The sequence below is a fragment of the Asanoa sp. NPDC049475 genome, assembly GCF_040676915.1.
Lineage (GTDB): Bacteria > Actinomycetota > Actinomycetes > Mycobacteriales > Micromonosporaceae > Asanoa.
Window position 1 is genome coordinate 669365 of the sequence record NZ_JBFAPY010000005.1, and the last position, 26563, is coordinate 695927.

General features: G+C 72.1%; 25 protein-coding genes. 18 read left to right on the top strand and 7 right to left on the bottom strand.

Going from position 1 to position 26563, the window contains the following annotated elements; translation table 11 throughout:
• Positions 1-3: 3 nt before the first annotated feature.
• The 7 genes from AB0J88_RS23120 (at position 4) to AB0J88_RS23150 (ending at position 6928) form a co-directional block, all read left to right on the top strand.
• On the top strand, positions 4-927 hold the full coding sequence (locus AB0J88_RS23120) for an NADP-dependent oxidoreductase (protein ID WP_364359164.1): 924 nt from the start codon (positions 4-6) through the stop codon (positions 925-927).
• Entirely contained in the window at positions 924-2147 is a 1224-nt protein-coding gene (locus tag AB0J88_RS23125) for a glycosyltransferase (RefSeq protein WP_364359161.1), read from the top strand. The genes AB0J88_RS23120 and AB0J88_RS23125 overlap by 4 nt, the downstream gene beginning before the upstream one ends.
• Before the next feature lie 105 nt (positions 2148-2252).
• Positions 2253-3035: a trypsin-like peptidase domain-containing protein gene (locus AB0J88_RS23130; RefSeq protein ID WP_364359158.1), complete on the top strand. Its 783-nt coding sequence runs from the start codon at positions 2253-2255 to the stop codon at positions 3033-3035.
• A gap of 8 nt (positions 3036-3043) precedes the next feature.
• Entirely contained in the window at positions 3044-4012 is a 969-nt protein-coding gene (locus AB0J88_RS23135) for an AAA family ATPase (protein WP_364359155.1), read from the top strand.
• Positions 4009-4893: a DUF58 domain-containing protein gene (locus AB0J88_RS23140; protein WP_364359152.1), complete on the top strand. Its 885-nt coding sequence runs from the start codon at positions 4009-4011 to the stop codon at positions 4891-4893. Before AB0J88_RS23135 ends, AB0J88_RS23140 begins: the two co-directional genes overlap by 4 nt.
• 17 nt (positions 4894-4910) lie before the next feature.
• The gene (locus AB0J88_RS23145) at positions 4911-5846 is read left to right on the top strand and encodes a VWA domain-containing protein (RefSeq protein ID WP_364359149.1); all 936 of its coding nucleotides are present in this window, start codon (positions 4911-4913) and stop codon (positions 5844-5846) included.
• Positions 5846-6928 carry a VWA domain-containing protein gene (locus AB0J88_RS23150; protein ID WP_364359146.1) on the top strand — a complete coding sequence of 361 codons (1083 nt, stop codon included), beginning with the start codon at positions 5846-5848 and terminating at the stop codon, positions 6926-6928. The genes AB0J88_RS23145 and AB0J88_RS23150 overlap by 1 nt, the downstream gene beginning before the upstream one ends.
• On the opposite strand, the gene fmdA is transcribed toward AB0J88_RS23150, so the two are convergent.
• The 3 genes from fmdA to AB0J88_RS23165 all read right to left on the bottom strand — a co-directional run bounded on the left by fmdA (position 6891) and on the right by AB0J88_RS23165 (position 9728).
• A complete protein-coding gene (gene fmdA / locus AB0J88_RS23155) occupies positions 6891-8144 on the bottom strand; it encodes a formamidase (protein ID WP_364359143.1) in 1254 nt (417 codons plus the stop codon). The two genes, AB0J88_RS23150 and fmdA, sit on opposite strands and share 38 nt — an antisense overlap.
• Positions 8145-8200: 56 nt before the next feature.
• On the bottom strand, positions 8201-8470 hold the full coding sequence (locus tag AB0J88_RS23160; RefSeq protein ID WP_364359140.1) for a zinc ribbon domain-containing protein: 270 nt from the start codon (positions 8468-8470) through the stop codon (positions 8201-8203).
• 94 nt (positions 8471-8564) lie between these two features.
• Positions 8565-9728: an FAD-dependent monooxygenase gene (locus AB0J88_RS23165; protein WP_364359137.1), complete on the bottom strand. Its 1164-nt coding sequence runs from the start codon at positions 9726-9728 to the stop codon at positions 8565-8567.
• Between the two features lie 76 nt (positions 9729-9804).
• Between AB0J88_RS23165 and AB0J88_RS23170 the strand changes: the two genes are divergently transcribed.
• The 6 genes from AB0J88_RS23170 (at position 9805) to AB0J88_RS23195 (ending at position 15799) form a co-directional block, all read left to right on the top strand.
• Positions 9805-11343 (top strand): hypothetical protein, encoded by a 1539-nt coding sequence (locus AB0J88_RS23170; RefSeq protein ID WP_364359134.1) that lies wholly within the window; start codon positions 9805-9807, stop codon positions 11341-11343.
• A gap of 195 nt (positions 11344-11538) precedes the next feature.
• Positions 11539-12102, top strand: coding sequence for a sigma-70 family RNA polymerase sigma factor (locus tag AB0J88_RS23175; protein ID WP_364359131.1), 564 nt, complete (start codon positions 11539-11541; stop codon positions 12100-12102).
• Positions 12099-12839 (top strand): hypothetical protein, encoded by a 741-nt coding sequence (locus tag AB0J88_RS23180; RefSeq protein WP_364359128.1) that lies wholly within the window; start codon positions 12099-12101, stop codon positions 12837-12839. Before AB0J88_RS23175 ends, AB0J88_RS23180 begins: the two co-directional genes overlap by 4 nt.
• A 135-nt stretch (positions 12840-12974) precedes the next feature.
• A complete protein-coding gene (locus AB0J88_RS23185; RefSeq protein ID WP_364359125.1) occupies positions 12975-14759 on the top strand; it encodes a hypothetical protein in 1785 nt (594 codons plus the stop codon).
• A complete protein-coding gene (locus tag AB0J88_RS23190) occupies positions 14759-15121 on the top strand; it encodes a hypothetical protein (RefSeq protein ID WP_364359122.1) in 363 nt (120 codons plus the stop codon). The genes AB0J88_RS23185 and AB0J88_RS23190 overlap by 1 nt, the downstream gene beginning before the upstream one ends.
• Positions 15122-15145: 24 nt before the next feature.
• Entirely contained in the window at positions 15146-15799 is a 654-nt protein-coding gene (locus AB0J88_RS23195) for a tetratricopeptide repeat protein (protein ID WP_364359119.1), read from the top strand.
• On the opposite strand, the gene AB0J88_RS23200 is transcribed toward AB0J88_RS23195, so the two are convergent.
• Positions 15796-16221 carry a DivIVA domain-containing protein gene (locus AB0J88_RS23200; RefSeq protein ID WP_364359116.1) on the bottom strand — a complete coding sequence of 142 codons (426 nt, stop codon included), beginning with the start codon at positions 16219-16221 and terminating at the stop codon, positions 15796-15798. The genes AB0J88_RS23195 and AB0J88_RS23200 overlap by 4 nt on opposite strands.
• Positions 16222-16259: 38 nt before the next feature.
• On the opposite strand from AB0J88_RS23200, the gene AB0J88_RS23205 reads away from it, so the two are divergent.
• Complete coding sequence (locus AB0J88_RS23205; protein WP_364359113.1) at positions 16260-16919, top strand: hypothetical protein; 660 nt, start codon at positions 16260-16262, stop codon at positions 16917-16919.
• Between the two features lie 352 nt (positions 16920-17271).
• Here AB0J88_RS23205 and AB0J88_RS23210 read toward each other — a convergent pair whose 3' ends face one another.
• The 3 genes from AB0J88_RS23210 to AB0J88_RS23220 form a co-directional block, all read right to left on the bottom strand.
• Positions 17272-17868 carry a TIGR03086 family metal-binding protein gene (locus tag AB0J88_RS23210; protein WP_364359110.1) on the bottom strand — a complete coding sequence of 199 codons (597 nt, stop codon included), beginning with the start codon at positions 17866-17868 and terminating at the stop codon, positions 17272-17274.
• Between the two features lie 82 nt (positions 17869-17950).
• Positions 17951-18526 carry an SGNH/GDSL hydrolase family protein gene (locus AB0J88_RS23215; protein ID WP_364359107.1) on the bottom strand — a complete coding sequence of 192 codons (576 nt, stop codon included), beginning with the start codon at positions 18524-18526 and terminating at the stop codon, positions 17951-17953.
• The gene (locus AB0J88_RS23220) at positions 18523-20688 is read right to left on the bottom strand and encodes an alpha-galactosidase (RefSeq protein ID WP_364359104.1); all 2166 of its coding nucleotides are present in this window, start codon (positions 20686-20688) and stop codon (positions 18523-18525) included. Before AB0J88_RS23220 ends, AB0J88_RS23215 begins: the two co-directional genes overlap by 4 nt.
• Before the next feature lie 118 nt (positions 20689-20806).
• Here AB0J88_RS23220 and AB0J88_RS23225 point away from each other — a divergent pair, with 118 nt between their 5' ends.
• The 4 genes from AB0J88_RS23225 (at position 20807) to AB0J88_RS23240 (ending at position 26483) form a co-directional block, all read left to right on the top strand.
• Positions 20807-21778: a sugar ABC transporter permease gene (locus tag AB0J88_RS23225; RefSeq protein WP_364359101.1), complete on the top strand. Its 972-nt coding sequence runs from the start codon at positions 20807-20809 to the stop codon at positions 21776-21778.
• The gene (locus tag AB0J88_RS23230) at positions 21775-22665 is read left to right on the top strand and encodes a carbohydrate ABC transporter permease (RefSeq protein WP_364359098.1); all 891 of its coding nucleotides are present in this window, start codon (positions 21775-21777) and stop codon (positions 22663-22665) included. Before AB0J88_RS23225 ends, AB0J88_RS23230 begins: the two co-directional genes overlap by 4 nt.
• Positions 22662-25025: a glycoside hydrolase N-terminal domain-containing protein gene (locus AB0J88_RS23235; protein WP_364359095.1), complete on the top strand. Its 2364-nt coding sequence runs from the start codon at positions 22662-22664 to the stop codon at positions 25023-25025. The genes AB0J88_RS23230 and AB0J88_RS23235 overlap by 4 nt, the downstream gene beginning before the upstream one ends.
• Before the next feature lie 111 nt (positions 25026-25136).
• Positions 25137-26483 carry a sugar ABC transporter substrate-binding protein gene (locus AB0J88_RS23240; protein WP_364359092.1) on the top strand — a complete coding sequence of 449 codons (1347 nt, stop codon included), beginning with the start codon at positions 25137-25139 and terminating at the stop codon, positions 26481-26483.
• Positions 26484-26563 lie beyond the last annotated feature (80 nt).

Below are 26563 nucleotides of genomic sequence, written 5' to 3' on the forward strand. Positions count from 1 at the left end.
AACATGCGAGCGATCACCGTGCAGGACCGGGACGCAGGCGTCGGCGGCCTCACCCTGACCGACATGCCGTACCCGCACGCCGCGGAGAACGACGTCATCGTGCGCGTACACGCGGCCGGGTTCACTCCCGGCGAGCTCGAGTGGCCGGCGACCTGGACCGACCGCGCCGGACACGACCGCACACCGACGATCCCTGGGCACGAGCTGTCCGGGACCGTCGCCGAGCTCGGCTACGGCACCACGGGCCTGTCCGTGGGCCAGCGGGTGTTCGGGCTGACCGACTGGGCGCGCAACGGGTCCCTGGCCGAGTTCACCGCGGTGGAGGCGCGCAACCTCGCGCCCCTCGCGGCCGACCTCGACCACACCGTGGCCGCCGCGCTGCCCATCTCCGGCCTGACCGCGTGGCAGGCACTGTTCGACCACGCCCACCTCGCGACGGGCCAGCGGGTGCTGATCCACGGCGCCGCGGGCGGCGTCGGCTCGATCGGCGTCCAGCTCGCCCGCGAGGTCGGCGCCCACGTGATCGGCACCGGCCGCGCCGCCGCCCGCGACGCCGTGCTCGGCCTCGGCGCGCGGTCGTTCGTCGACCTGGGCGCCGACGACTGGGAGTCGACCGTCGGCGAGGTGGACGTGGTGTTCGACGTCATCGGCGGCGACATCCTCGCCCGGTCCACCGCGCTGGTCGGGCCCGGCGGCACCGTCGTCACCATCGCCGAGCCACCGACCGTGCGGCCCAAGGACGGGCGGGCCGTGTTCTTCGTGGTCGAGCCCGACCGCGCCCGGCTGGCCGATCTCGCGGAGCGCGTCCGCGCCGGCCGGCTCACGCCCGTCGTCGGTGCCGTGCGACCCCTCTCCGAGACCCCCGACGCGTTCGACCGCCGTCACCACGCGGCGGGGAAGACGATCATCAAGGTGGGCGACGAATGAGCAAGGTCGTCGTCTGCGCGACGCCCTTCCAGGGACACGTGAGCCCGGTCCTCACCGTCGCGGCGGACCTGGTCCGGCGGGGGCACGACGTGGTCGTCTACACCGGATCGCGGTTCGCGGACCGGGTCGCGGCGACCGGGGCGCGGTTCCGGCCGCTCCCGCCGGACGCCGACCTCGACGACCGGGAGCTGGACACCCGCTTTCCGGAGCGGGCCACATTGCCGCCGGGGCCGCCCCAGATCTCCTTCGACTTCGAGCACTTCTTCATCGGCCAACTGCCCGCGCAGCTGCGGGGGCTGCGCGAGCTGCTGGCGACGTTCCCCGCCGACGTGGTGCTCGGTGAGCTCGGGTTCTGGTCGATTCCGGCGCTCAGCCTCACCACCGCGCCGCAGGACCGCCCGACGCTCGTGACGCTGGGGACGGTGCCGCTGCTCTTCGACACCGAGGGACCGCCCGCCCCGGTCCGCGAGGCCTTCGCCGGCCTGGAGAGGTTCGCCGAGGCGACGCTCGCGTCGTTGGGCGCGTCGGCGCCCGGCTTCCCGCTCGACCTGGCGTTCCGCGGCACGGACCACTACCTGCAGCTGACGGTGCCCGCCTTCGAGTACCCCCGCGACGACCTGCCGCCCCACATCCGGTTCGTCGGCGCTCTTCCGCCGCACACCACCGTCCACTTCGATGAGCCGTCGTGGTGGCCCGAGCTGTCGGCCGGCCGGCCGGTCGTGGTCGTCACCCAGGGCACGGTCGCCACGAGCGACCTGACCGAGCTGGTCGTCCCGACGGTGCTGGCCCTTGCCGACCAGGACGTCGTCGTGGTGGCCGCCACGGCCCGGGAGGACGGACCGGACCTGGTGCGCCGCGAGCTGGGCGTCGTGCCGGACAACGTACGACTGGCGGGGTTCCTGCCCTTCGACCGCCTGCTGCCGCTCGCCGACGTGATGGTCACCAACGGCGGCTACGGCGGCGTGCAGACCGCGCTCTACCACGGGGTTCCGCTGGTCGTCGCCGGTGCCAGCGAGGACAAGCCGGAGGTGGCCGCCCGCGTCGCGTGGAGCGGCACGGGCATCGACCTGCGCACCGGCCGGCCGGAGCCCGCGGAGCTGCGCCTCGCGGTGCGGACCGTGCTGGAGACCGCGGCCTACCACGACAGGGCCGGCATCATGGCCAAAGAGATCAGCCGGTACGACCCGTTCGCGGCGATCGCAGAGATTGTCGCGCGCTGATCACGGCGCGGTCTCGAAAGGACGGACAATTTCCCTGGCGGCGGGGCGCGGTTAGGGTGGCCTCATGCACCGCGCCAGCCGGACGCGCGTGGGCCGCGGCCCGCGATGACCGACGAGGGCGTCCCGCCGCCCCGCCCCCGCTGGTCACGGCGGGGTGGACTGGCCGGTGCGGGCGTCGTCGTCCTGCTGGTCGTCACCGCCCTCGTCGCCTTCCAGGCCGGCGGTGGGGGACAGGCGGGGCCGCAGACTGAGCCGAGCCCGTCGCCGACGAGCAAGCCACCGCTGACCACGTCGCAGGTGTACGCCACGCTGGCCCCGTCCGTGGTCAGCATCGAGGGCGCGGGCAACGGCACCGGCGTGGTCGCCAACGCCGACGGGCTGGTGGTCACCGCCCTGCACGTGGTCGACGGCGCGAGACGGATCGCCATCACCTTCGCGGACGGCACCGAAGTGCCGGCCACCCTCGCGGGCAGCGACCCCGACAACGACATCGCGCTGCTGATGCCCGACAGCCCGCCCGGCCCGATCGTGCCGGCCGTGCTCGGCAACGCCGGCCGGCTCGTGGTGGGCGACGACGTCGTGGCCATCGGCAACCAGCTCGGTCTCGTGCACAGCACCACCGCCGGCGTCGTGTCCGGGTTGGAGCGGGCCGCGACCGGCACCGACGGCACCCGGCTGCGCGGGCTCATCCAGTTCGACGCCGCGGTCAACCCGGGCAGCTCCGGCGGCCCGCTCGTCAACACCCGGGGCGAGACCGTCGGCATCGTCGTCGCCCTGCTCAACCCGACCCCGGCCGGCACCTTCGTCGGTGTGGGCTTCGCCGTGCCGATCGGCGCCGCGCTCGGTGGTGGCTCGGACGGCACCGGACCACCCGGACCGATGCGATAGGAGCGTGGATGGACACCGAGCAGATCCTGTACGAGGTCAAGAAGACCATCGTCGGCCAGGACGCGCTGCTGGAGCGGCTGCTGGTCGCCCTGCTCGCCCGCGGGCACATCCTGGTCGAGGGCGTGCCGGGCCTGGCCAAGACGCTGGCGGTCAAGGCGCTCGCGGGCGCCGTCGGTGGCCAGTTCCACCGGGTGCAGTTCACCCCCGACCTCGTGCCCGCCGACGTCGTCGGCACCCGGGTCTACCACCAGCACAGCGGCGAGTTCCAGGTGTCGCTCGGCCCGGTGTTCACCAACCTGCTGCTCGCCGACGAGATCAACCGCGCGCCGGCCAAGGTGCAGAGCGCGCTGCTCGAGGTGATGCAGGAGCAGCAGGTCACCATCGGCCGCGAGACCCACCGGGTGCCGCGCCCGTTCCTGGTGATGGCGACGCAGAACCCGATCGAGTCCGAGGGCACCTATCCGCTGCCGGAGGCGCAGGTCGACCGGTTCATGATGAAGGTCCTGGTCGGCTACCCGAGCCCGACCGAGGAGTTCGTCATCGTCGAGCGGGCGATCGCCGCGACCGCCGCCGGTCAGGCCGTGTCCGACCCGGAGAAGCTGGTCGCGATGCAGGACCAGGTCGACCGGGTGTACGTGGACCCGGCGCTCATCGAGTACGCCGTGCGCCTCGCCAACACGACCCGCGACCCCGCCGCGGCCGGGCTCGGCGACCTGGCCCGCTACGTCAGCTTCGGTGCCAGCCCTCGCTCCTCGATCAACCTGATCCTCGCCGGTCGCGCGCTGGCCTTCGTCCGCGGCCGCGACTACGTGGTGCCGGCTGACGTGACAGAGCTCGTCCACGACGTGTTCCGGCACCGCCTGGTGCTGTCCTACGAGGCGCTCTCCGACGACGTGACCGCCGACGACGTCCTGACCAGCGTGATGGCGGCCGTGCCCGTGCCCGAGGCTCCCCTGCAACGAGCCGGACGCCCGTGAGGACCGCCCCGGACCGTCTCCTGCGCCGCCTCGAGTGGCGGGTCATCCGCCGGCTCGACGGCCGGTTGCAGGGCGCCTACCGCACGGCGTTCCGCGGCACCGGGATCGACTTCGACAGCCTGCGCGAGTACGCGCCGGACGACGACGTCCGGCACATCGACTGGAACGTCACCGCCCGCCTGGACCAGCCGCACGTCCGGCAGTACACGCAGGAGCGCGAGCTGACCGCCTGGCTGGTGCTCGACCAGTCGGCCTCGATGCGGTTCGGTGAGACGCCGCAAGGGAAAGACTCGATGCTCACCGACCTGGCCGTGTGCCTGGCCCGGCTGTTCACCCGCGGCGGCAACCGGGTCGGCGCGATCCTCTACGACAACCGGGCGCACCGGATCGTCCCGCCGCGCACCGGCCGTGACCACGTGCTGCGCCTCACCGACCTCGTCACCGCGCCGACGGCCGACCGGGGCGGCGGCAGCACCGACCTGGCGGCGATGCTCAAGCTGGCCGCCAGCAGCGCCCGGCGCCGCGGCCTGGTGTTCGTGGTCTCGGACTTCATCGGCGAGGGCGACTGGGCCGGCGAGCTGACCCGCTTGGCGTTGCGGCACGAGGTGGTCGCGATCCGGGTCGTCCACCCGGCCGAGCTCGACCTGCCCGACCTGGGCCTCGTGCTCGTGGAGGACGCGGAGACCGGCGAGCAGCTGCTGGCCGACACCGGCGACCCGCTCTTCCGGGAACGGCTGCGGGCCGAGGTCGAGGCACGCGAGTCCATGATGGACGAGCGGATGGCCCGCACGGGTGTCGCCGCCCACCGGGTGCGCACCGACGAGGACCTCGTCGAGGTGCTGGTCGAGATGGTCCGCCGGACCCGGCGCGGGCGCCGATGAGCGTCCAGCATCCCGTGATGATCGCGGTCGCCGTCCTGGTGGGGGCCGCCGGCGCGCTCGCGCTGCGGCGGCTGCACCGCGACCGGACCAGGGCGTACGCGGCCGTCGGCGCGACGAGCCGCGGAGGCCTTCGCCGCTACCTGCCGCCGCTGGTGTTCCTCGCCGCCGTCGTGTTCCTGCTGCTGGCCGTGGCGCGTCCACAGGCGACACTCGGCGTCCCGCGTACGTCCGGCACCGTGATCCTGGCCTTCGACGTCTCCAACAGCATGGGTGCCGACGACATCGCGCCCAGCCGGCTGGCCGCCGCGCAGGCCGCCGCGACCGCGTTCGTCGAGGAGCAGCCCGACACTGTCGACATCGGCATCGTCGCGTTCAGCCAGGGCGCGCTGACCACGCACAAGCCCGCCAACAAGCACGTCGAGACCGTCGACGCGATCAAACGCCTGCGCGTCACCGGTGGCACCTCGCTGGGCCAGGCCATCCTCGGCTCGCTCACGGCGATCGCCGGCCGGACCGTGGCCCTGCCGGAGCCGCCCGCGCCGCCGCCGGATATCGGCTACCACCCGGACGCGACGATCGTGCTTCTCACCGACGGCGAGGACACCGGCGGCCCGGACGCGCTCCAGGCCGCCGAGCTTGCCGCCAACGCCGGCGTGCACATCCAGACCGTGGGGGTCGGCACGGTCGAGGGCGACACCGTCGACGTCGACGGCTTCCAGATCTCGACCGCGTTGGACGAGGACCTGCTGTCCCAGATCGCGGCGACCACCAGCGGCGCCTACCACCGCGCCCAGGACGCCGGCGCGCTGGACGCCGCGTACCGCGACCTCGACCTGCGCACCACGATCGAGCCGCAGCCGATCGAGCTGACCGGCGCGATCGTCGTCCTGGCGCTGCTGCTGCTCGTGGCCGGCGCGCTGCTCACGATCCACTGGTTCGGGCGGTTGCTCTGATGTCGTTGACCTGGCCCTGGGCCCTGGCCGCACTGCTGGTCTTCCCGGCCCTGCTCGGCTACCGCGCCTGGACCCGCCGCCGCCGGCGCCGCGAGACGGTGCGGCTGCCCAGCATCGCCCTGGTGCGGGCCGCGCTGCCGGGGCGGTCGCGCTGGCGGCGCCGGATACCGCTGTGGCTGTTCGCAACCGGCCTGGTCGTGCTCGCCACCGGCGCCGCGCGCCCGCAGGCCTCGGTGCCGGTGCCGGCCAACTCGACCACCATCATGCTGGCGATCGACTCCTCCGGCTCGATGTGCTCGACCGACGTGCCGCCCAACCGGCTCACCGCGGCGCAGCAGGCGGCCAAGGAGTTCGTCGAGAGCCAGCCCGAGGGAGCCCGGATCGGCCTGGTCACGTTCTCCGGCAACGCCGGCCTGCTGGTCGAGCCGACCGAGGACAAAGAGGCGCTGACCGCCGCGATCGACGCCCTGCGCACGGCCCGCGGCACCGCCATCGGCCTGGCCATCCTCGCCTCCGTGGACGCGATCGCCGAGGTCAACGTCGGCGTGCCGCCGACCGGCGTCGAACTGCCGGCCGGCAGCACGCCGGGTGACTTCCAGGCCGACACCATCGTCGTGCTGACCGACGGCCGCAACACCCAGGGCGTCGACCCCACCACCGCCGCGGAGCAGGCCGCGGCCCGCGGGCTGCGCGTCTACACGATCGGCTTCGGCACCACCCAGCCCTCGTCGATGGTGTGCGACCCCGCCCAGGTCAGCGGCGACGCGATGTTCGGCGACAGCTCCCGGTTCGGCGGTGGCGGGTTCGGTGGCCGGCGCTACCAGAACATCGACGAGCCGACGCTCCGCGAGGTCGCCAAGCTCACCGGCGGCGAGTACTACCAGGCGCAGGACGCGGCCGAGCTCAGCCGGGTGCTCCGTGACCTGCCGAGCACGATCGTGCTCCAGCGGCAGGACATGGAGATCACCGGCTGGTTCGCGCTCGCCGGAGCCCTGCTGGTGCTCGCCGCCGTGGCCCTGGCCCAGTGGTGGACGCGGCCCCCGGTCAGAACGACGACTTCGGCACCGGCTTCCCAGCCTTGACCTTCGCTGGGCCGGACGCCGACGGGCGCACGTCGATGTCGAAGATCTCGGTCGGCAGGTAGACCGTCGCGCACGAGTTCGGGATGTCCACGACGCCCGAGAAGCGCCCCTCGATCGGCGCCGCGCCCAGGATGATGTACGCCTGCTCCCGGCTGTACCCGAACTTCTCCAGGTAGTCGATCGCGTGCAGGCAGGCCCGCTGGAACGACAGCTGTGAGTCGAGGTAGCGCTGCTCGCCGTCGAGCGTCACGGACACCCCGGAGAACGCGAGCCACTGGCTGTACTGCGGGTTGTTGTTGCCCGGGAGGAAGATCGCGTTCTCGGCCACGCCGTACGTCGTCATGCCGCCCTTGATGACGTCGACGTGCAGGTCGATGAACCCGCCCATCTCGATCGCGCCGCAGAAGGTGATCTCGCCGTCGCCCTGGGAGAAGTGCAGGTCGCCCAGGGACAGGTTGGCGCCCGGCACGAACACCGGGTAGAAGATCCGCGAGCCCTTCGTCAGGTTCTTGATGTCCTGGTTGCCGCCGTTCTCCCGCGGCGGTGCGGTGCGCGCCGCCTCGGCCGCGGCGTCGTCGAACGCCTTGCCCGACAGCGATCCGAGGATCGCGTCCTGCGGCAGCGGCGGCAACGACAGCGGCGGCACCCGGTTCGGGTCGGTCTCGCGCAGGGCCGTCTCCCGCTGGTTCCACTTGCGCAGCAGCTCGATCGAGGGCGCTGTGCCCATCAGCCCGGGGTGCACGAGGCCGGTGAACGAGACGCCGGGGACGTGCCGGGAGGTGGCCACCTGGCCGCTGAAGTCCCAGATCGCCTTGTACGCGTCAGGGAACTGGTCGGTGAGGAACCCGCCGCCGTTCTGCTTGGCGAAGATGCCCGTGTAGCCCCAGCCCTGCCCGGCCAGCGGCCCTGAGTCCTCCTGGGGAATGGGACCGACGTCCAGGATGTCGACCATCAGCAGGTCGCCCGGCTCCGCGCCCTGCACCGCGAACGGCCCGCTGAGGGCGTGCACGGTGGACAGTGGCGCGTCGCGCACGTCGTCGGCCGAGTCGTCGTTGTGGATGGCGCCGTCGAACCATTCCCGGCAGTGCACCCGGAACGTGGCCCCGGGCTTGACGGTCGCGACCGGTGGAACGGCCGGGTGCCACCGGTTGTGGCCGACCTTCTCCTGGTCCTTGAACCGCTTCGTCGAGTCCAACCCAAAGATGACCTCGGGCATGCCCACTCCTTCTCGCCGCGCCGCGCCCCCGTGGCGCGCGCCGTCCTGGGTCCCGGCTACAGCCGTGGCAAGCCGCGCGGGACTGCTGCCGGCGTGCGCCGGGTGCCGGGTATCCGGGAGACCACCCGCGGCGTCTCGGCGCTGCGGCCGGCGCGGTCGATGGCCTCGGTGAGCGCGCGGGGCGTCCGGCCCAGGTGCGGCGCGGACCAGACCCGGGCGGCGTCACCGGAGCACTGAGCACAGGGGACGGTCGCGGTGGCCGCGCCGAGCGGGACCCGCACCTCGAAGTCGCCGTCGCTCGGGCAGCGGTAGACGTACGTCGCCATCGCCGTCTCCTTCCCCCGGGTCCCAGCATCGAACGCCGGCAAGTCCCGCCCGGGCAGGCGCGCGGCCGAGGCACCCGATCGGGTGACGGCACGGTCAGCGGGGCGTGAGCGGGTCGAACCCGTAGAGCCAGTCGATGTCGGGGGAGAGGCCGTACGTCGACGCGATGGCGGCGTCGCGCGCCTGCTGCTCCGGGCCGTCCGGCAGGTGGAACCGGGTCGCGTTGCCGCGCGAGAGCTCCTGGACGCGGGCGGTGCGGTCGTGCCTGAGCAGCTCGTAGCGGGCCAGCGCCGCGGGAACGTCGGTGGCCGCCTCACTCAGGCAGGCGGCGAGCACCGCGGCGTCCTCGATCGCCTGTGCCGCGCCCTGCGCACCGTAGGGCAGCATCGGGTGGCACGCGTCGCCGAGCAGGGTCACCGGGCCCTTGCTCCAGCGCGGGAACGGCAAGCGGTCGAACAACGCCCACTTGAGGGGCGCGTCGAGCGCGTCGACCAGCGCCCGCACCACCGGGTCCCAGTCCGCGAACGCGGACCGCAGCTCGGCGGGGTCACCGTGGTCGGTCCACGACTCGCGGGTCCAGGTGTCCTCCTCGATCACGCAGACCACGTTGAGGAGCCGCCCGGCCGAGACGAAGTAGTGCACGCAGTGCCGGCCCGGTCCCATCCGGACGGTCGAGGTGCGCCCGACCGGCAGTGCGGCGACCCGGGCGGCCGGGATCAGCCCGCGGAAGGCCACGTGGCCGGTGAAACGGGCGTCCGCGGTGCCGAGGACCGCCTTGCGCACCACGGAATGGATGCCGTCGGCGCCGACCACCAGGTCGGCCCGCTCCCGTCGCCCGCCGGCGAGGCGCAGCTCCACGTCGCGGTCGCCGGGCAGCACGTCGACGACGCGGGCGCCCACCTCGACCGGCACCACCGCGGCCAGCACGCCGACCAGGTCGCCGCGGTGCACGTGCAGGTACGGCGCGCCGTAGGCGGCCTCCACCGGTGCGCCGAGCGGCGTCGACGAGAGCACCCGCCCGTCGTCCCAACGGCGGAACTCGAACGCGGTCGGCTCGACCGCGACGCGGCGCACGGCGGGCAGCACGCCGAGCGCGGCGAGGACACGGGTCGCGTTGGGTGCGAGCTGGATGCCGGCGCCGACGGTGCCGACCGTGGCCGCCTGCTCGAAGACCCGGACGTCGAGCCCGGCCCGGCGCAGCGCCAGCGCGGCCACCAGGCCACCGATCCCACCACCGACCACCACCACCCGCACCGCCACGGCCCACCCCCCGATCGCATCCTCCCCGATCGATGGGGCTGCGGTCACCACTACGTTCGGTCTACATTCAATGACGATGCGTGCTCGCTGGTCAGATCTCGCGCTCGTGCCCTTGGTGTTCGGCGTGGCGTTGTTCGTCCGGCGGTACGCGCTCCACACACCACTGTGGCTCGACGAGCAGATGATCGCCCGCAACCTTCGCGACCGCGACTTCGGTGAGCTGGTCGGCCGGCTCGGCAACAACCAGAGCGCGCCGCTGGGCTGGCTGTGGAGCCAGCGCGCGCTGATCTCGTTGTTCGGCACCGACGAATACGTATTGCGGCTGCTTCCCTTGCTGGCCGCGATCGGCACGCTGGTGCTGGCCTGGTGGGCCGGTCGCCGCTGGCTCGGCCCGGTCGGCGCGGTCGCTCTCGTCACGTCGGTGGCCACGAGCGCGGCCGCCATCCGCTACGCGGCCGAGGTGAAGCAGTACTCCGGCGACCTGTTCTGGACGATGCTGCTGCTGGTCGCGACCATGGTGCTGCTGGAGCGGCCGCGCTCCGCGTCGCGGTCCTATGTGCTCTGGTGGTCGCTGGCCGCGTTGGCGTGTCTGTTCAGCATGGGCGCGATGCTCGCCACACCGGTGTGCGCGGTGGTCGTCGTCGGCGTGGCCTGGCTGCGGGCGGGCCGGCGCACCGGACTCCTGGCGGCGGCCCCGTTCCTGATCTGGCTCGCCGCGTTCACCCTCCACTACCTGGCCTCCCTGCGCCATGTGGTCGGCAGCGACTACATGACGGCGTTCTGGGGCCGGCGCGGCTACCCGCCGGCCGACGCGGGTCCGCGGGCGCTCGCCGACTGGGCCTGGGACCGGCTCGTGGTGCTGGGCCGTGACCCGCTCGGCCTGCCATCGCACGACGTCGCGCTCCTGTTCTGGTCGCTGGTCGCGCTTGGCTGCCTGGCCGCCGCGTGGCACCGTCGGTCGTTCGGCGTGCTGCTGGCCGGCGTCGTGGTCTTCGCCTACGTGCTGGCCTTCGCCGAGATCGTCCCGCTCTACATGCGCATGGCGATCTGGATCCTGCCCGCGGTGTACGTGGCAATCGGGTTCGCCGCCGACACGGGCGCGCGGTTGGTCATGACGGGCGTGCGTGCACCGCGCGCGCTGGCCGGCGCCGCCGTCGTGGTGTTGGTCGGCGCGCTGCTCGCGCCGCTGGTCGTCGCCCGGGCCGCCTCGCAGCGGGTGTCCGCCTCCGACGAGCGCGCCGCGATCCGCTGGCTGGCCGGCCTCCACCGACCCGGTGACCTGACGCTGTTGCTGTCGTCGAGCCGGCACGCGGTCGGCTGGTACGCCGACTCCCTGGCCCCGAGGCGGGAAGCCGTGTTCGCGCCACCGCCCGCCGGAGCGCCCTGCGCGGGCACCGATCTGAGCGCGGCCGTCGACGGCTACCAGCGGGTGCTGATCTACGGCAACCCGAAGCCGGGCCAGGCCACCCGGACCGGCGACCGGCTTCGCGCCGACGCGACGGCGATCGGCACGGTCGTCGCGACCGGCGCGTACGGCCCGTCGGTGATCGCTCTGGTCGTCGACGTGCGCCCGGCCGCCGAACGCGCACCTTCGGGTTGCTACCGGTTGCTTTGATCCGTCCGTCCTCCGCGTGCGTACCCACACGTGGCCACGGTCGGAACCACCGCCGGCCGGGCACGAGGGAGGGCTGGTATGCACGCGGTAACCGCCGCGCCACCCGGTGTGATGCCGAACTGGGCGTTCCGGGCCCCGCCGCGCGTGCCTGGGGCGGCTACTGACGGGTCGGGGGCCGCACGACACAATGATCGGGTGCTGTCACGTTCGGATTCCGGCAAACCCCCAGCCGGGTCAGGCGCCCCCGGTGACGCCGACGAGCTCATGCGGCTGCTCTACCGGGAGCATGCCGGCCCGTTGCTGATGTTCGTCCTCCGGCTGACCGGAGGCGACCGCCAGCGCGCCGAAGACGTGGTGCAGGAGACGCTGCTGCGGGCCTGGCGCAACGCGGACCGGCTCAGCACCTCGACACAGCCCTCGCTGCGGCCCTGGCTGGTGACGGTGGCCCGCCGGATCGTGATCGACGAGCACCGCAGCGTGCAGGCCCGGCCCCAGGAGATGTACGACCAGGACCTGACGCGCTTCGCGGAGGCGGACGAGACCGAGCAGGTCGTTCGCCGCATGACCATCACCTCGGCGTTCAAGACGTTGAGCCCGGTCCACCGCGAGATCATTCTGGCGACGTACTTCCGGGGCCGCACCGTCCCGGAAGCCGCCGCGGAGCTCGGGGTGCCGCTGGGGACGGCGAAATCCCGCGTCTACTACGCGCTGCGCGCCCTGCGCGAGGCGCTCGAGGCACGCGAGGTGACCGAGGCATGAGCCGCGAGGAGCACTGGGACGTCGCGTCGTACGCGCTCGGCGTCCTCGACCAGGCCGACAGCGAGCGGTTCGAGGAGCATCTCGCCACGTGCTGGGTCTGCGCCGGTGAGCTGGAGTCGTTCCTGCCGGTGGTCGACGCGCTCGGCGCGGTGAACGGCAACGACCTCGCGGTGACCGAGCAGGTCGACAAGGACGGCAAGCTGCTCGGCCGGATGCTGGCCGCGGTCGGCGACGACCGCCGCCGGGTCCGCCGGCAGCGCGTGCTCAGCCTCGCGGCCGGCGTGGTGCTCATCGCGCTCGTCGGCGCCATCGCGCTGTTCGCCGGAGCCCGTTGGGTGGCGGAGCCGCAGGTGTCCGCCGGAGCACCGCCGTCGACCGCGGCGCCGCGGCCCGACGGTGTCGGCCCCGGCGAGCGGCACAGCGCGACCGACGCGAAGTCGGGTGTGCACGCCGACGTCGCCGTCGACTCGCGGCCCTTCGGCACCCGGATCTCGTTCGCGCTCAGCAACCTCGACGGGCCGGCGACCTGCCGGCTGGTCGCGCTGACCAATGACGGTGCCGCGGAGGTTCTGTCGAGCTGGCAGGTGCCGCCGGGCGGCTACGGCACTCCGGCGCGACCCGACGCGCTGACGCTGCAGGCGGCCACCGCGTCCCCGCTCAAGGACCTGCGGGCCGTGGAGGTGCAGGTGATCCAGCCCGACGGCGCGACCAGCCCGCTGGTGACCGTGCCGGTCTGAGCGGCGAAGGTCCTTTCCGCTCGATTGCGCAATCACCCGCGCGACGGTCGACCGACGGGTGCCACTTGCGGCTTTTCACCCGAAACAGCCGTAGGGTCTGTCCGTTCGAGAACCGCTGCGACAGGACACCTGACCGTGCACACCGCACCTTTCCGCGGAAACGACGAGCATCTGCTCTTCGATCATTCCGCGCCGCCGGAGCAGCCGGCGTCCCCGCTCAACGCGATCACGCGATACCTGTGCGGTGCCTCCTACGTCGATCCCGGCTTCGGTGACCGGGTCGTGGGCGAGCTGATGGAGGACGCGCACCGGGCCGTCGTACCGCCGACGGGTTACGACCTGGGTCCGGTGCTGCGGCACGCGTACCGCGCGCGCCGGATCTGGCTCGTCCAACACGTGCTCGTCACGCTGGTGCTGCTGGTCGGCCTCCTCCTCGCGCCGGTCGGCACGATCCTGCTGGTCGGCGCCGGGCTGGCGTTGGCGCTGCCGGCCCTGATGGGCGGCCGGATCGGCCGCGCGAAGTCGCGACGCGTCGCGGTGGTCGCCGTGGTCGTCGTCCTCGCGCTGGCCATGTTCGGGGTCCCGCTCGTCATGGCGATCGACAGCATGATCGACAGCTTCGACTCGAGCGGGGACAGCTACAGCTACGGCGACTCGTACGACGACTACGACGAGCCGTTGGGCGCGGGGCTCTGGTTCCTCGGCATGGGCCTGGTCGGTGTCGTCGCGTTCCTCGTCGTGCTCGCCTGCAAAGGCCAGGCGCTGAAGGTGCTGTCCACCGAACTGGCGCCGGGCGCGCCGGCCCGGCACGGTGGTGCGGGTGTCGACGGCCTGGCCGGGCAACGGGTCCAGACCGTGACGGCCGCGCAGCACGGCAACATCGTGCTGCACTCCGGCTACAACCCGTTCCTCGGCGCCGGCCGCGTCACCGACGCCTGGTCGGTCGCGGTGGAGCTGAAACCGGCCCGGCCGCTCGACGGCCTGCTGCCGCCGCGCCGGCCGCCGGACGAGCCCACTCCGCCACCGGTCGCCATCGACCCGGTGGCGCTCAACCGGCACGTCAAGCAGCGGGTCGAGGCCCTCAGCTCGCCGGACCTCCCCGAGGGTGCCGCGTTCACCAGCCTGCACCTGCGCGACCAGATCATCGCCAGCGGCACCCGGTGGCGGGACTTCCCGCTGGTCGACCAGGGGCTGCGGGTGCCGTACTCGCTCGCCACCCGCGACGCCATGGACGAGATCGTGCGCCATCCACAGTCGAGCGCGCGGCACTTCCTGCGCGTCAGCGTCGGTGCGGAGAGTCGCGCGATCAGGCGTCCGGACCGGACGGTGGTGATGCCGGCCGAGCACCAGAGCGTCATGGTCACCACGTTCACCCACATCGCGGTCGAGGGCGGCATGCTGTACGTCGAGAACGTCGCCGCGATGCTCGGCCCCATCCGGCGCAAGTACCTCGACATCGACCACTTCGGACGCGGCGCGGACGTGTGGTGGGAGGCGCTCAAGGAAAGCCTGCGCTGCGCCGGTGCCGACATCGCCCTGGCCGCGCCCCGCCTGGCGATGACGCTCGTGCGGCGGGTGCTCGCGTGGTGGCGCGGCGGCCGGGCGGACCGGTTGAGCATGGAGGACGAGGTCTACGACTTCGGGGCACGCGACGAGGTCCGGCAGATGGCCTCGCTGACCTTTCCGACGACGTACCTCCAGCGGTTGGACTCCACCAAGTACGCCAAGCTCGTCCAGCGCCGGATCAACGACGCGGTGGTCGACTACCTGCGCCGCAACGGCGTCGACACCTCCGAGTACGAGGAGCGGGTCAGCTCGTACACCAACAACGGCGTGGTGATCGCCGGCGACAACTACGGCGCGGCGGCCGCCGGGGAGAAGGCGAAGGCGACGACCGGCGGCGGGGAAGGGAAAGCCTGATGAGCCAGCCGACGTACGGCATCTCGATCGGTCGCGACAACCACGGCGCGGTGGCGGCCGGCGACCATGCGCGGGCGGTGCGGAACACGGTGGCGCCGGCTGCGGCGGGTGTCGAGTCGATCGTCGCGGAGCTCGCGAAGATCCGCGCCGCCATCGAGCACGACGACGGTGTCACCGACCGCCACAAGGCCGTCCGCGACGTAGACGCACTCGCGGACGAGGTGCGCCAGGAGGACCCGGACACCGACGCGATCCGGGCGGCGTTCGTGCGCCTGATCGGCCGGGTCAGACCGGTCGCCGCTCTTGCCACCGCCGTCTACCAGGTCTGGGCGCTCGCGGAGAACGTGGTCGGTGGGGCCTGACCGCGCGGTCATACACTCGGCGGTGTGGATGATCGACTGATCGAGGCGCGGGAGCTCTACCACGCGGCGGTCTTCGGGGGAGCCGATGACGGGCTGGACGTCGCCGACCGGGCGCTCGACGGCCTCGAGGCCGACACGACGCTGGCCCGGGGCCGGATCCGGCACGCGCGCCACCTCGCCGCGCGGGCGGCGGGGGAGCAGCCGGGCGAGGACCCGACCGAGATCGCGTTGTTCGAGCGGGCGCTGGAGCTCTACGAGTCGCTCGGCGACACCCGAGGCGCGGCCGAGGCCCAGTTCCTGGTGGGCTGCTACCACCAGGTGGTACGCGGCGACATGGACACCACGGAGCCGATGTTCGCGCGTGCCCGCGACCTGGCCGCCGAGGCGGGAGACGACCTGACCCGCTCGTACGCGTTGCGGCACCTGGCCTTCACGGCCCAGCACGCGGGGCGCGCGGACGAGGCCCGCGCGGCCCTGGCGGAGTCGACCGACCTGCGGCGGTCGCTCGGCTTCACGGCGGGCGTGGCGGCCAACCTGGTCGCGGAGGCGTACCTGGCGGCCGAGACAGGCGCGGGCGACCCGAGCGCGCTGCTCGACCAGGCCGCCACGCTGGCCGCGACGTCCGGCGCGCACGCCGTGGCCGGCTGGGTCAGCGAGGCGCGGCTCGCCATCGGCTAAGCCAGAGCTTCGGTCACCCTGCGGAGGTGCGCGTCGACCTGGCCGCGGTCGTAGCCACGGAACGAGACCGGCAGCCGGGCTTCCGCGATGGCCCGCAGCGCCGCCGCCCGGCGGAACGGGTCGTCCGTGCCGATCGCGCTCTCCGCGGTCGCGAGCAAGGCGTCCGTCTCGGCGATCCGGTAGCCACGCAGCACGATCGTCGGCCGGAGCTCGGAAGCTGTTGTCTGGGGCCGTCCGCGGGAGGCCAGCCAGGCGTCGACCTGAGCCCGGTCGTAGCCGCGTAGGGCCACCGCCAGCGGCTCCGCCTCCGCGATCAAGGCTTCGATGCGGTCATGATCGCCCGCGGCGGCGTGTACGGCCCGCACGAGAGTGTCCACTGTGTGCCTGTCGTAGCCTCGCAAGCTGATGTCGAAGTCGGTCACGCCAGACATTGTCGTACCGGATCGCTAGTCTGCCGCTCGTGAGTTTCGACCTTTACTTCTGGCCTTCCGGGGCGACGAAGCGACCGCGCCTGCTTGCGGGTCGACTGGCCGACGAGGACACCCGCGGTCTCGTGCCGGAGGAGCGCGTGCTCGCGTTCCGTGCCGACCTGCTGCGTCGCTGGCCGGAACTCGCCGACATGATCTCCCCGTGGCACGACGACCTCGGCTGGCGGCAGCCGTGGGGCCGCACCGACATCGCCGACCGCTACGTCGGTCTGAACCTCCCCTACGGCTGGGCCGCTGTCAGCGCGCTCCCCCTCCTGGCCCGTGCTTACCAGCTCGATTGCTACGACCCGCAGGTCGGGCAGCTGACCGTCACACGGGGCGAAGCCAATCTTGACGGTGCGGCTGTTCTCAAAGGCTGGGTCAACGAGGACAACGTGGCGCGGCTGTTCCGAACGATCAGCAGCTACATCGGTTATCGCTACGACGATCTGGACGAGGACGCGCTGGTCGGTGCGCTCGACGACACCGACGAGGAGACGGGCCGCTGGTTCGAATACCCACTGGCCGGCACACCGCCGCTGACGGTCTTCCTGGCCTGGCCGCCAGGCCGCTCGGTGGTGACGGTCCGAGTCGAGGGCACGATGGACCTCGTGCTGTCGTCCAGGGTGGAGGTGGCCTTGGACATGCTGTAGCCCGCCTCGCGTTACGGCGGACCGCGACTGTGCGGCGGACAGCCCGTTGCGGCGGACTGCCGTTTGCGGCCCATCCGCCTTGCGGCGGGCCGCGCCCTGCGGTGCGCCGGTTGCGGCCCACGCGCCTTGCGGCGGGCCGCGCCCTGCGGCGGGCCGCGCCCTGCGGTGCGCCGCTTGCGGCGGACCGCGCCTTGCGGCGGACCGCGCCTTGCGGCGGATCGCGCCTTGCGGCGGACCGCGCCTTGCGGCGGACCGCGACCTTGCGGTGGACCGCGCCTTGCGGCGGACCGCGACCTTGCGGTGGACCGCGCCTTGCGGTCCACCGCAGCTTGCGGCAGCGAGCGCGCTACCGTCAGGCGGACCAGTCGGCGGGGCGGCCCAGGTAGGCCAGGAGCGTGGTCACGTCGTCGTCCGTCGGGGAGGTCGTGATCGCCGGGGCGTAGGCGAAGGCGCGCAGCGGTTCCACGATCTCGACCGCGACCTTCATCAGCGACCGGGCGAGCTCCGGCGTCAGCGGCGACGGCTGACCGGTCGCCACCGCGATGTCCCAGGCGTGCACGGCGGCGTCCAACGCGGCCGCACCCGAGCCGACCCAGGTCGGCAGTGGGCCGAGGGGGAGCGGAGTCGGCGCCGTCTCGGCGCTCTTGTCGACCGTCGCCCAGGCGGCGGCCGCCGCCTCGAGGTGCGGGTGCAGGTAGGCCGTCGGGTCCTGGGTGAGGACGCCCGACGGCGCGAACGGGTTCTCCGTCGGCGCGTCGCCGCCGGTGATCGCCCACGCGAAGCCGAGCTGGTCGCCGGCCGCGTGCTGGAGGACCTGGGTCGCGTTCCAGTCCGTGCACGGGGTGGGCCGGTCCCAGTCGCCGGCCGCCACGCCCGCGACCGTTGCGCGCAGCACCCGGTGGGACTCGTCGAGGAGGTCCCAGCCGCTGACGGTGATGTTCTCGCTCATGCCCGGCTCCATCCGAAGTGGTAGGAACGGATCGGACCGTTCCGCTAAACAGCTTAGCGGAACGGATCCTTCCGTTCAAGCCCTACGGCAGCTTCGCCTGCTCCAGCCACAGCGACGCGAGCAGGTCGTGGCCCCGCTCGCTCGGGTGCACGCCGTCCGGCGCCATCTCCGCCGGCGTTCCGGCACCAGCCAGGGCCGAGCCGGCCGGCAGCAGGACCGCGCCGTACGAGGCCGCCAGCTCGCGTACAACCGCGACCTTCGGGTCCAGGTCCTCGCGCCAGGTCACCTGCTCGTCGCTGATCGGCAGCAGGAACGGCTCGATCAGCACGAGCGAGACACCGGCCAGCGGGTCGAGCAGCGCCCGGTAGTTCGACTCGAACGCCTCGACCGTCGTCACCGCCCCGCTGTCGTAGCGGCGCCAGGTGTCGTTGACGCCGACCAGGATCGACACCAGGTCCGGCTCCTCGGCCAGCACGTCAGTCTCCCAGCGGTCGCGCAGGTCGCGCGAGCTGTTGCCGCTGATCCCGCGGTTGACCACGCGGGCGGTGTCGCCGAGGGTCGTGGCGATCCGACGGACGTACCCGTTGCCGAGGCCCGTCGGGTCGTCGCGGCGGTCGCAGTCGGTGATGCTGTCGCCGGCGAAAACGATGGTGGTCATGAAATCCTCTCGATGTCGATCAGCATGGCCTGTTGCGGGTTGAGCGTGGGCAGGGGCACGCCGGCGACGGTCAGCACCGCGCCGGAGACCTCGAGCGGACCGGCCGCCACCCACGACGGGTCGGCCGCCTGGTGCCGGCTCGCCGCGCCCAGCTCCTCGCGGATCGTGACGCGATAGCGCGAAGCGGTGCACAGCCCCGGGAAGCGGACCCGGCCCGACTGGCCCGCCGCCGAGGTCGCGAACCGCATCCAGGTGAACAGCGCCCGCGAGCCGTCCTGTGCGACGGTGCCGTGAAGGGCGGTCGCGTCGTCGGCGAGGTCCGCGTTAACCACCCGGCCCGTGTGCAGCAGTGGCCGGAACTCGCGGTACAGCGCGGACCACGCCGCGATCGTCGCCAGCGAAGCCGGGTCGGCGGCGGTGAGGTCCTGCTCGATGCCGGCGTGCGCGGTCAGCGAGGCGACGAGCCGGAACGACAGGTCGGTCGTGCGCGACGTCGTGTGCGCCCGCGCCGCGCCGAGGTGCGATCCGACGAGCTCCGGGGGTATGAGCACCCGGGTCCAGCGTTCGATCTGCGCCCGTTCCACGGGGTCGTTGCAGTCCGAGGCCCAGACCCGGTCCGTGCGGTCGAGGATCCCCAGGTCGACCCGCCCACCGCCACCGGAGCAGGTCTCGATCTCCAGCCCCGGATGCCGCGAGCGCAGCTCGTCGAGCAGCCGGTAGAGCGCGAGCGTCTGCCGCCGCACCCCGGGCCGTTCCCCGCTGACCGCCTCGAGCAGGTCCCGGTTGTGGTCCCACTTCAGATAGTCGATCGAGTACGCCGACACGAGCTCGTCCAGCCGCGCCAGCAGATAGTCGTAGGCCTCCGGGCGCGCGATGTCCAGCACGTACTGGCGCCGGGCGGTCGGCCCCAGCCCATCCCGCGGTCCCAGCACCCAGTCGGGGTGCGCACGCGCCAGGTCGGAGTCGAGGTTGACCATCTCCGGCTCGAACCAGAGGCCGAACTGCATGCCGTGCGCGCGTACCACCTTGACGAACGGCTCGAGCCCGTCGGGCCAGACGTCGCCGTCGACGAACCAGTCGCCGAGACCCGCGTCCGCCTCGCGGCGCCCGCGGAACCAGCCGTCGTCCAGCACGATCCGCTCGACGCCGACGGCAGCGGCCCGCTCGACCAGCTCGGTCAGTCGATCGAGGTCGTGGTCGAAGTACACGGCCTCCCAGGTGTTGAGCACCAGCGGGCGCGCCGACGTGGGGTGCTGCGGCCGCGCGCGCAGCCGGCGGTGCAGCCGGTCCGCGACCCCGTCCGTGCCCGCGTCGGACCAGACGAACAGCACCGTCGGCGCGTCGTACCGCTCGCCGTCGGCCAGGATGACCTCGCCCGAGCGCAGCGACTCGCCGGCGCCGATCACGGCGGACAACGCACCCGCGCCCTCCGGCAGCCGCTCGGCCAGGTAGCGCTGCTCGCCGCTCCACGCCAGGTGCGCCGTCCAGACCTCGCCGTGCCCGAACCCGAACGCCGTTGTCCCCGCCATCATCAGGTAGGGCGAGTCGTGTCCGGGCTTGCCGCGCCGCGTCGACCGCAGGTGCGTGCCGAAACCGAACGGCGCGCGCTGCGGAGCCCTTTCCCGGCACCATTTCCCGGTGAAGTCGAGCAGCTCGACGGCCCGCTCGGGCACGGGCATAAGAGCTGTCAGACCGTCCAAGGTGTACGGAGCACCGGCGCCGTCGAGCGACGCGTCGCGCTCGACGCTCATGGCGACCGCGAGCACCCCGAACCGGTCGAGCGAGTAGACGACCGACGACCGTAGTCCCGAAACCCGGTCGACGAACTGGAAAGAGATCGTGCCGCCCACCCCGTCGGCGGGCACGTCCGTCCACTGTGACTCCAGCTCGGGCCGGGGCGTCGTCCCGAAACCCGCGGCGTGGCCCGACTGCGCGGGCGTGCCCGACCAGCCGTCGCGCTCGCTCGGCCACACCGACAGCACCCGCGGCACGTCGGGGGAGTTGTTGAGCACGGCTGGTCCGGCGGTGAGCCGCAGTTCGTCCGCCGGGGCATCTAGATCGGCACCCCAGTGCAGCACCCGCGGCACGGGATGGCACACCTCCACGGCGAAGGCGGTCCCCGCAGCTCGCAGGGTGAGTACGGCTTCGGCGCCGGACAGCATGTGTAACAGCCTCCGTGGACGTTACGACGAGGTTACTTGACGGCGTTAATTAACCATGCTTAGTCTGTCGCCGCAAGCGCCGGGGCGCAGGCCACAACGTGCGGGAGCAGGCAGACCAATGGCGGTCCTGGAAACAACCGCCCGCGACCAGCGGGCATCGGGAGAGGCGACGCGGCGGCGGAAGAGCGTCCGCCGCACGACGAACCCGTACTCGCCCGCGCACCGCGGCGACGGGCGCCTCGCGTGGGTGCTCATCGCCCCGGCCCTGGTCGGGTTCGTCGTTTTCGCGGCCTACCCGACCCTGCGGGGGATCTACCTCAGCTTCACCGATTTCGCGGTGCTGTCGCCGCCCGAGTGGATCGGTCTCGACAACTACCGGGAGCTGCTGCACGACGACGTGTTCTGGTCGTCGCTCGGCGTCACCGTCTACTTCGTACTGTTGTCGGTGAGCCTCAGTCTCGTCGTCTCGGTCGCCACCGCTGCCGTCCTGCACCGGCTCACGTCCTCGACGGTCATCCGCGGCCTCATCATCCTGCCGTTCCTGATCTCCGCAGTCGTCGCCGGCACGGTGTGGTGGTGGATGCTCGACAGCCAGCTCGGCATCGTCAACATCGTCATCAAGGCGCTCGGCGGCGACGGCATCCAGTTCCTGACCTCGCGGGGCTGGGCGATCCCGTCGGTCGCGCTGATCAGCGTGTGGAAGCAGATGGGCTACACCGCGATCATCATCTTCGCCGGGCTGCAGACGATCCCGCCGACCATCTACGAGGCCGGCCGGGTCGACGGGGCCAGCGAGCTGCGGATGTTCCGCACGCTGACGCTCCCGCTGCTGCGCCCGATCCTCGCGCTGGTCGTCGTCCTCAACATCATCGGTGCGTTCCAGGTGTTCGACATCGTCCAGGTGACCACCAAGGGCGGGCCGGCCAACGCCTCCAACGTGCTCCAGATGTACATCTACAGCAAGGCGTTCGGGCAGTTCGACTTCGGGTACGCGGCGGCGATGTCGCTGGCCCTCTTCGTGATCCTCATAGCCATCACCTTCCTGCAGATGCGGCTGCTGCGGGCGAGCGAATCGGACACCAACGCATGACCGCCACCCGTCGCCGGTTCAGTATGGGGCGCGCGGCCGCCTGGACGTACCTCGTCGGCGTGCTGTTCGTGACGATCTTCCCGTTCTACTGGATCCTGCGCACCGCGCTGTCCGACAACTACGCACTGAGCGCCGACCCGGCCTCGCCGCTGCCGGTCGGCTTCACCTGGGGTCCGTTCAAACGGGTGCTCGGCCTCGCGACCACCCAGGAGTCGATCGCCGAGGGCGGCTCGGGCGCGTCGATCGAGATCGGCCATTTCCTGGTGAACTCGGTCGTCTACGCCACCGTCTCGACGGCACTGATCGTGTTCTTCTCGACCCTGGCCGCGTACGCGTTCTCCCGCTTGCACTGGCGTGGTCGTGACTTCATGTTCAGCCTGTTCCTGACCGCGCTCATGGTGCCGGGAATCCTCACGCTGCTGCCGAACTTCGTACTCGTGAAGGAACTGGGTCTGCTCAACACGTTCGCCGGCATGATCCTGCCCGGCGCGCTGTTCTCGGCGTTCAACATCTTCTTCCTGCGCCAGTTCATGCTCGGCCTGTCGACGGAGACCGAGGAGGCTGCCCTGCTCGACGGTGCCGGCCGGCTGCGGGTGCTGTTCGGCATCACGCTGCCGATGACCAGCGGCCCGATCATCACGCTGTCGATCCTCGGCTTCATCGGGATGTGGAACGACTACTTCTGGCCGTTGCTGGTCACCAGCGACGAGTCCGTGCAGCCGCTGACGCTCGCGCTGGCCGTGTTCAAGCAGTCGTCGCCGCAGGCGCAACCGGACTGGGCCGGCCTGATGGCCGCCACGCTCGTCGCGGCGCTGCCGATGCTCGCGCTGTTCATGGTGTTCGGCCGGCGCATCGTCAACTCCATCGGCTTCTCGGGGATCAAATGAGCCTCCGACTCTCCTGGGACTCGCCCGCGCGCGACTGGGTCGAGGCCGTCCCGTTGGGCAACGGCCGGATCGGGGCCATGGCGTACGGCGGCGGCTCCTCGGCGCGCATCCAGGTCAACGATGCGACCGTGTGGTCGGGCCACCCGGACGGGCCGGCTCGAGCGCTCGACGCTCTGGTCGCCGGCGGGGCCGGGCCGGGGCGGCTCGCCGAGATCCGGTCGGCCATCGACGCCGGAGACCTGCGGCGGGCCGAAGGTCTGCTGATGAGCTTCGAGGGCGCGTACTCGCAGGAGTTCCTGCCGTTGCTCGATCTGACGCTGGGCACTCGTGGGGTCGAAAGCGGTCCTGCGCGCGTTCTCGACCTGGACGAGTCGCACCTGACCGAGCTGCTCGACGTCGGCGGCGTCGCGGTCACCCGGCGCACGTTCGTGTCCGCGCCGGCCGGGTGCCTGTTCGTCTCGTACGAGGCCGATGCGCCCGTGCTCGACGTGGACCTGGGCCTGTCGACCCCGCTGCGTTCGGTGGGCCTGACCGGTGGTCCTTCGGAGCTCACGCTGGACGTGGTGGCGCCGGTCGACGGCGCACCGCCGCACGAGCCGACGGTGCCGGCCCACCGGTACTCGTCGGACGGCTTCGACCATTTCGCCACCGCGGCGCTCGCGGTGGACAGCGACGGAACCCAGGGTCGGGACGGCGACTTCCTGTGGGTCCGTGGGGCGAGCCGGCTGCTGATCGCACTGTCGACGTCGAGCCGGGCCGCACTGTGGTGGGGCGACCCGGACGGCACCGACTGGCGGACCTCCTCGCGCGAGGAGATCCGGGAGCGCGCACGCTCGACCGCGCGGGCCGCCCTGCGGCAGACCGCGTCCGAGCGGCTCGCCGAGCACGTGGCCGATCTGCGGGCCCACGTGTCGGGAGCGCGCTTCGCGATCGGCGGCCGGCGCGCCGGCACCTGGGACGTGGCGCGCGACGTGCTGCGCGGCCCCGACGAGGGCCTGCGGGCGACGATCATCGCGGAGTACGGCCGGTATCTGCTCGGTGCCTCGTCCCGCTCCGGGAATCCCGCGGCGAACCTCCAGGGCATCTGGAACGCGTCGATGCGGCCACCGTGGTCGTCGAACTACACGATCAACATCAACACCCAGATGAACTACTGGCCGGCCCCGGTGGTCGGCCTGGACGACTCCGCGGAGCCGCTGGCGGCGCTGGTCCGGCGGCTCGCGTCGACCGGCGGTTCGGTCGCTTCGCGCCTCTATGGCGCGCGCGGCTGGGTGGCGCACCACAACAGCGACCTGTGGGGCTGGAGCCTCCCGGTGGGTATGGGCCACGGAGCGCCGAGCTGGGCGATCTGGATGATGGGCGGCGTCTGGCTGACCCACAACCTCTGGGACCACTACGAGTTCACCGGCGACCGCGCATTGCTCGCGGACACCGTGTGGCCCCTGATGCGCGGTGCGGCGGAGTTCTGCCTGGACTGGCTGGTCGAGGACGCGGCGACCGGCGGTCTGCGAACGATCCCGTCGACCTCGCCGGAAAACCTGTACGTCGGAGACGACGGGCGCCCTGAGGCGCTGAGCGTGTCGACGACGACGGACCTGGCCCTGATCCGTTCCCTGTTCGAACGCTCCCGCACCGCGATCGCGACCCTGGCCTCCGCCGACGCCGACCTCGATGCCGAGCTTGCCGCCGCGCTCGAGCGGCTGCCGGCGCTGTCCGTCGGCTCGGATGGCCGGTTGCGGGAGTGGTCCGTCGACCTGGTGGACGAGGACCCGCACCACCGGCACCTGTCGCCGCTGGTCGCGCTCTACCCGCTGGACCTCGTCGACCCCGTCGCGACGCCCGACCTGGCCAAGGCCGCCCGGGTCTTCCTCGAAGCCCGCGGTCCCGGGGCGATGGGCTGGTCCTGGGCCTGGAAGATCGCGCTGCGGGCGCGGCTCGGCGACGCGGCCGAGGCTCGCGACCTGCTGCTGGAAGCGCTGACACCCTACGACCGCGACCACCGTGAGCACGCCCCCGTCGACGGATCCGAATGGGGCGGGCTCCTGCCGAACCTGTTCAGCACCCACCCACCGGTGCAGCTGGACGGCAACTACGGGTTCACGGCGGCGATCGCCGAGATGCTCGTGCAGAGTCACCGCGGCCGCGTCCGGTTGCTGCCCGCGCTGCCGGCGCAGTGGCCCGACGGCCGGGTGACCGGCCTGCGGGTCCGCGGCGGGCTTTCGGTCAACCTGCGCTGGGCAGGCGGCACGGTCGAGCGCGCGGTGTTCCGCGGCCGACCGCAACACATCGTCGTCTCGCTCGGCGACGCCCTGTTCGAGCTCGACGTGCCCTCCGACGGCGAGGTTGCCCTCCAACCCTGACAACCGCACACCCGCCGGACATCGGACGCGCACCAGCGTCCGATGTGGATGAGACACACCCCTTGGACCCACCACGCCCCCCGAGAACCCGTACCCCACAGTGAGGAATCGATGAAAGCGAAGCGAATCGCGACCGCGCTCGCCCTTGCCCTGGCCGCCACCACCGCGCTCGCCGCGTGTGGCAGCAGCGACAAGGACAGCGCCGACTCCGCCGGCGGCAAGACCGTCAACTGGTGGACCTGGGACGAGCGCCAGGCGGCCTCGTACAAGAAATGCCTTCCGGGCTTCGAGGCGGCCAACCCGGGCATCACCGTGAAGATCTCGCAGTACGCCGTCGACGACTACTTCACCAAGCTGACCGCCGGGTTCGTCTCCGGCGCGGCGCCCGACGCGTTCCAGAACAGCGTGCCGCTGCTGGGCGCGTACGCCGGTCAGAAGCAGATCATGGCTCTTGACGACCAGATCAAGAAGACCAACTACGACCTGTCGGTCTTCGACATCGGCGTCGAGTCGTGGAAGTACACCGACGGCAAGCAGTACGGCATCCCGCTCGACTGGGCCGGCGCGGCGATCTACTTCAACGAGGACAAGGCGAAGGAGGCCGGCGTCACCGCCGACGACATCGCCAACATGACGTGGAACCCCGACGACGGCGGCACGTTCGACAAGATCGTCACCAAGCTGACCGTCGACAAGAACGGCAAGCACGGCGACCAGCCCGGCTTCGACAAGACCAAGATCGCCACGTACGGCATCGCCAGCCTGGCCTCCGGTGACTTCAACGGCCAGACCTCGTGGAACCCGTTCGTCTCGACGACCGGCTGGCGGCTCGGCGACAAGCCGGCGTGGCCGACGAAGTTCCCGTACGACGACCCGAACTTCGTGAAGACCCTCGAGTACGTCAAGGGCCTCGGCGACCGCGGCCTGATGCCCAAGTTCGGGCAGCTGACCGTGGCCGGCAGCCAGCAGATCGGCTCCGGCCAGGTCGCGATGGCGCAGGGCGGCACGTGGGACGCCACCTCGATGACGAAGATCCCCGGCGTCAAGGTCGGCGTCGCCCCGACGGTCAAGGGTCCCCAGGGCCGCTCGATGATCAGCAACTCGAACGCGAACAACATCTACGCGGGTACGAAGAACCTCGACTCGACGTGGAAGTGGGTCACCTACATGGGCTCGGAGGCGTGCCAGTCGACCGCCGGCGCGGACGCCACGTTCCTCCCGTCGATCGCGAAGTCGCTCCAGGTCGCGGTCGACGCGCAGAAGAAGGACGGTCTCGACCTGACCGGCTTCGTGAACGCGCTCAACAACGGCGAGCTGTACCCGGCCCCGCCGACCGCCAACGGCCAGCAGCTCGTGGACACGATCCAGCCGCTGTTCGAGGCGTACTTCAGCGGTGAGAAGGACAAGTCCGTCTTCCCCGAGATGGCCGCGAAGACGCAGGAGATCCTCGCGAAGTAGGCGACGCGGCCGGGGTGGAGTGGCAGCGCCGCCGCTTCCGCCCCGGCCCGCCGGCTGCCGTATCGTCCATGTGCGACCCA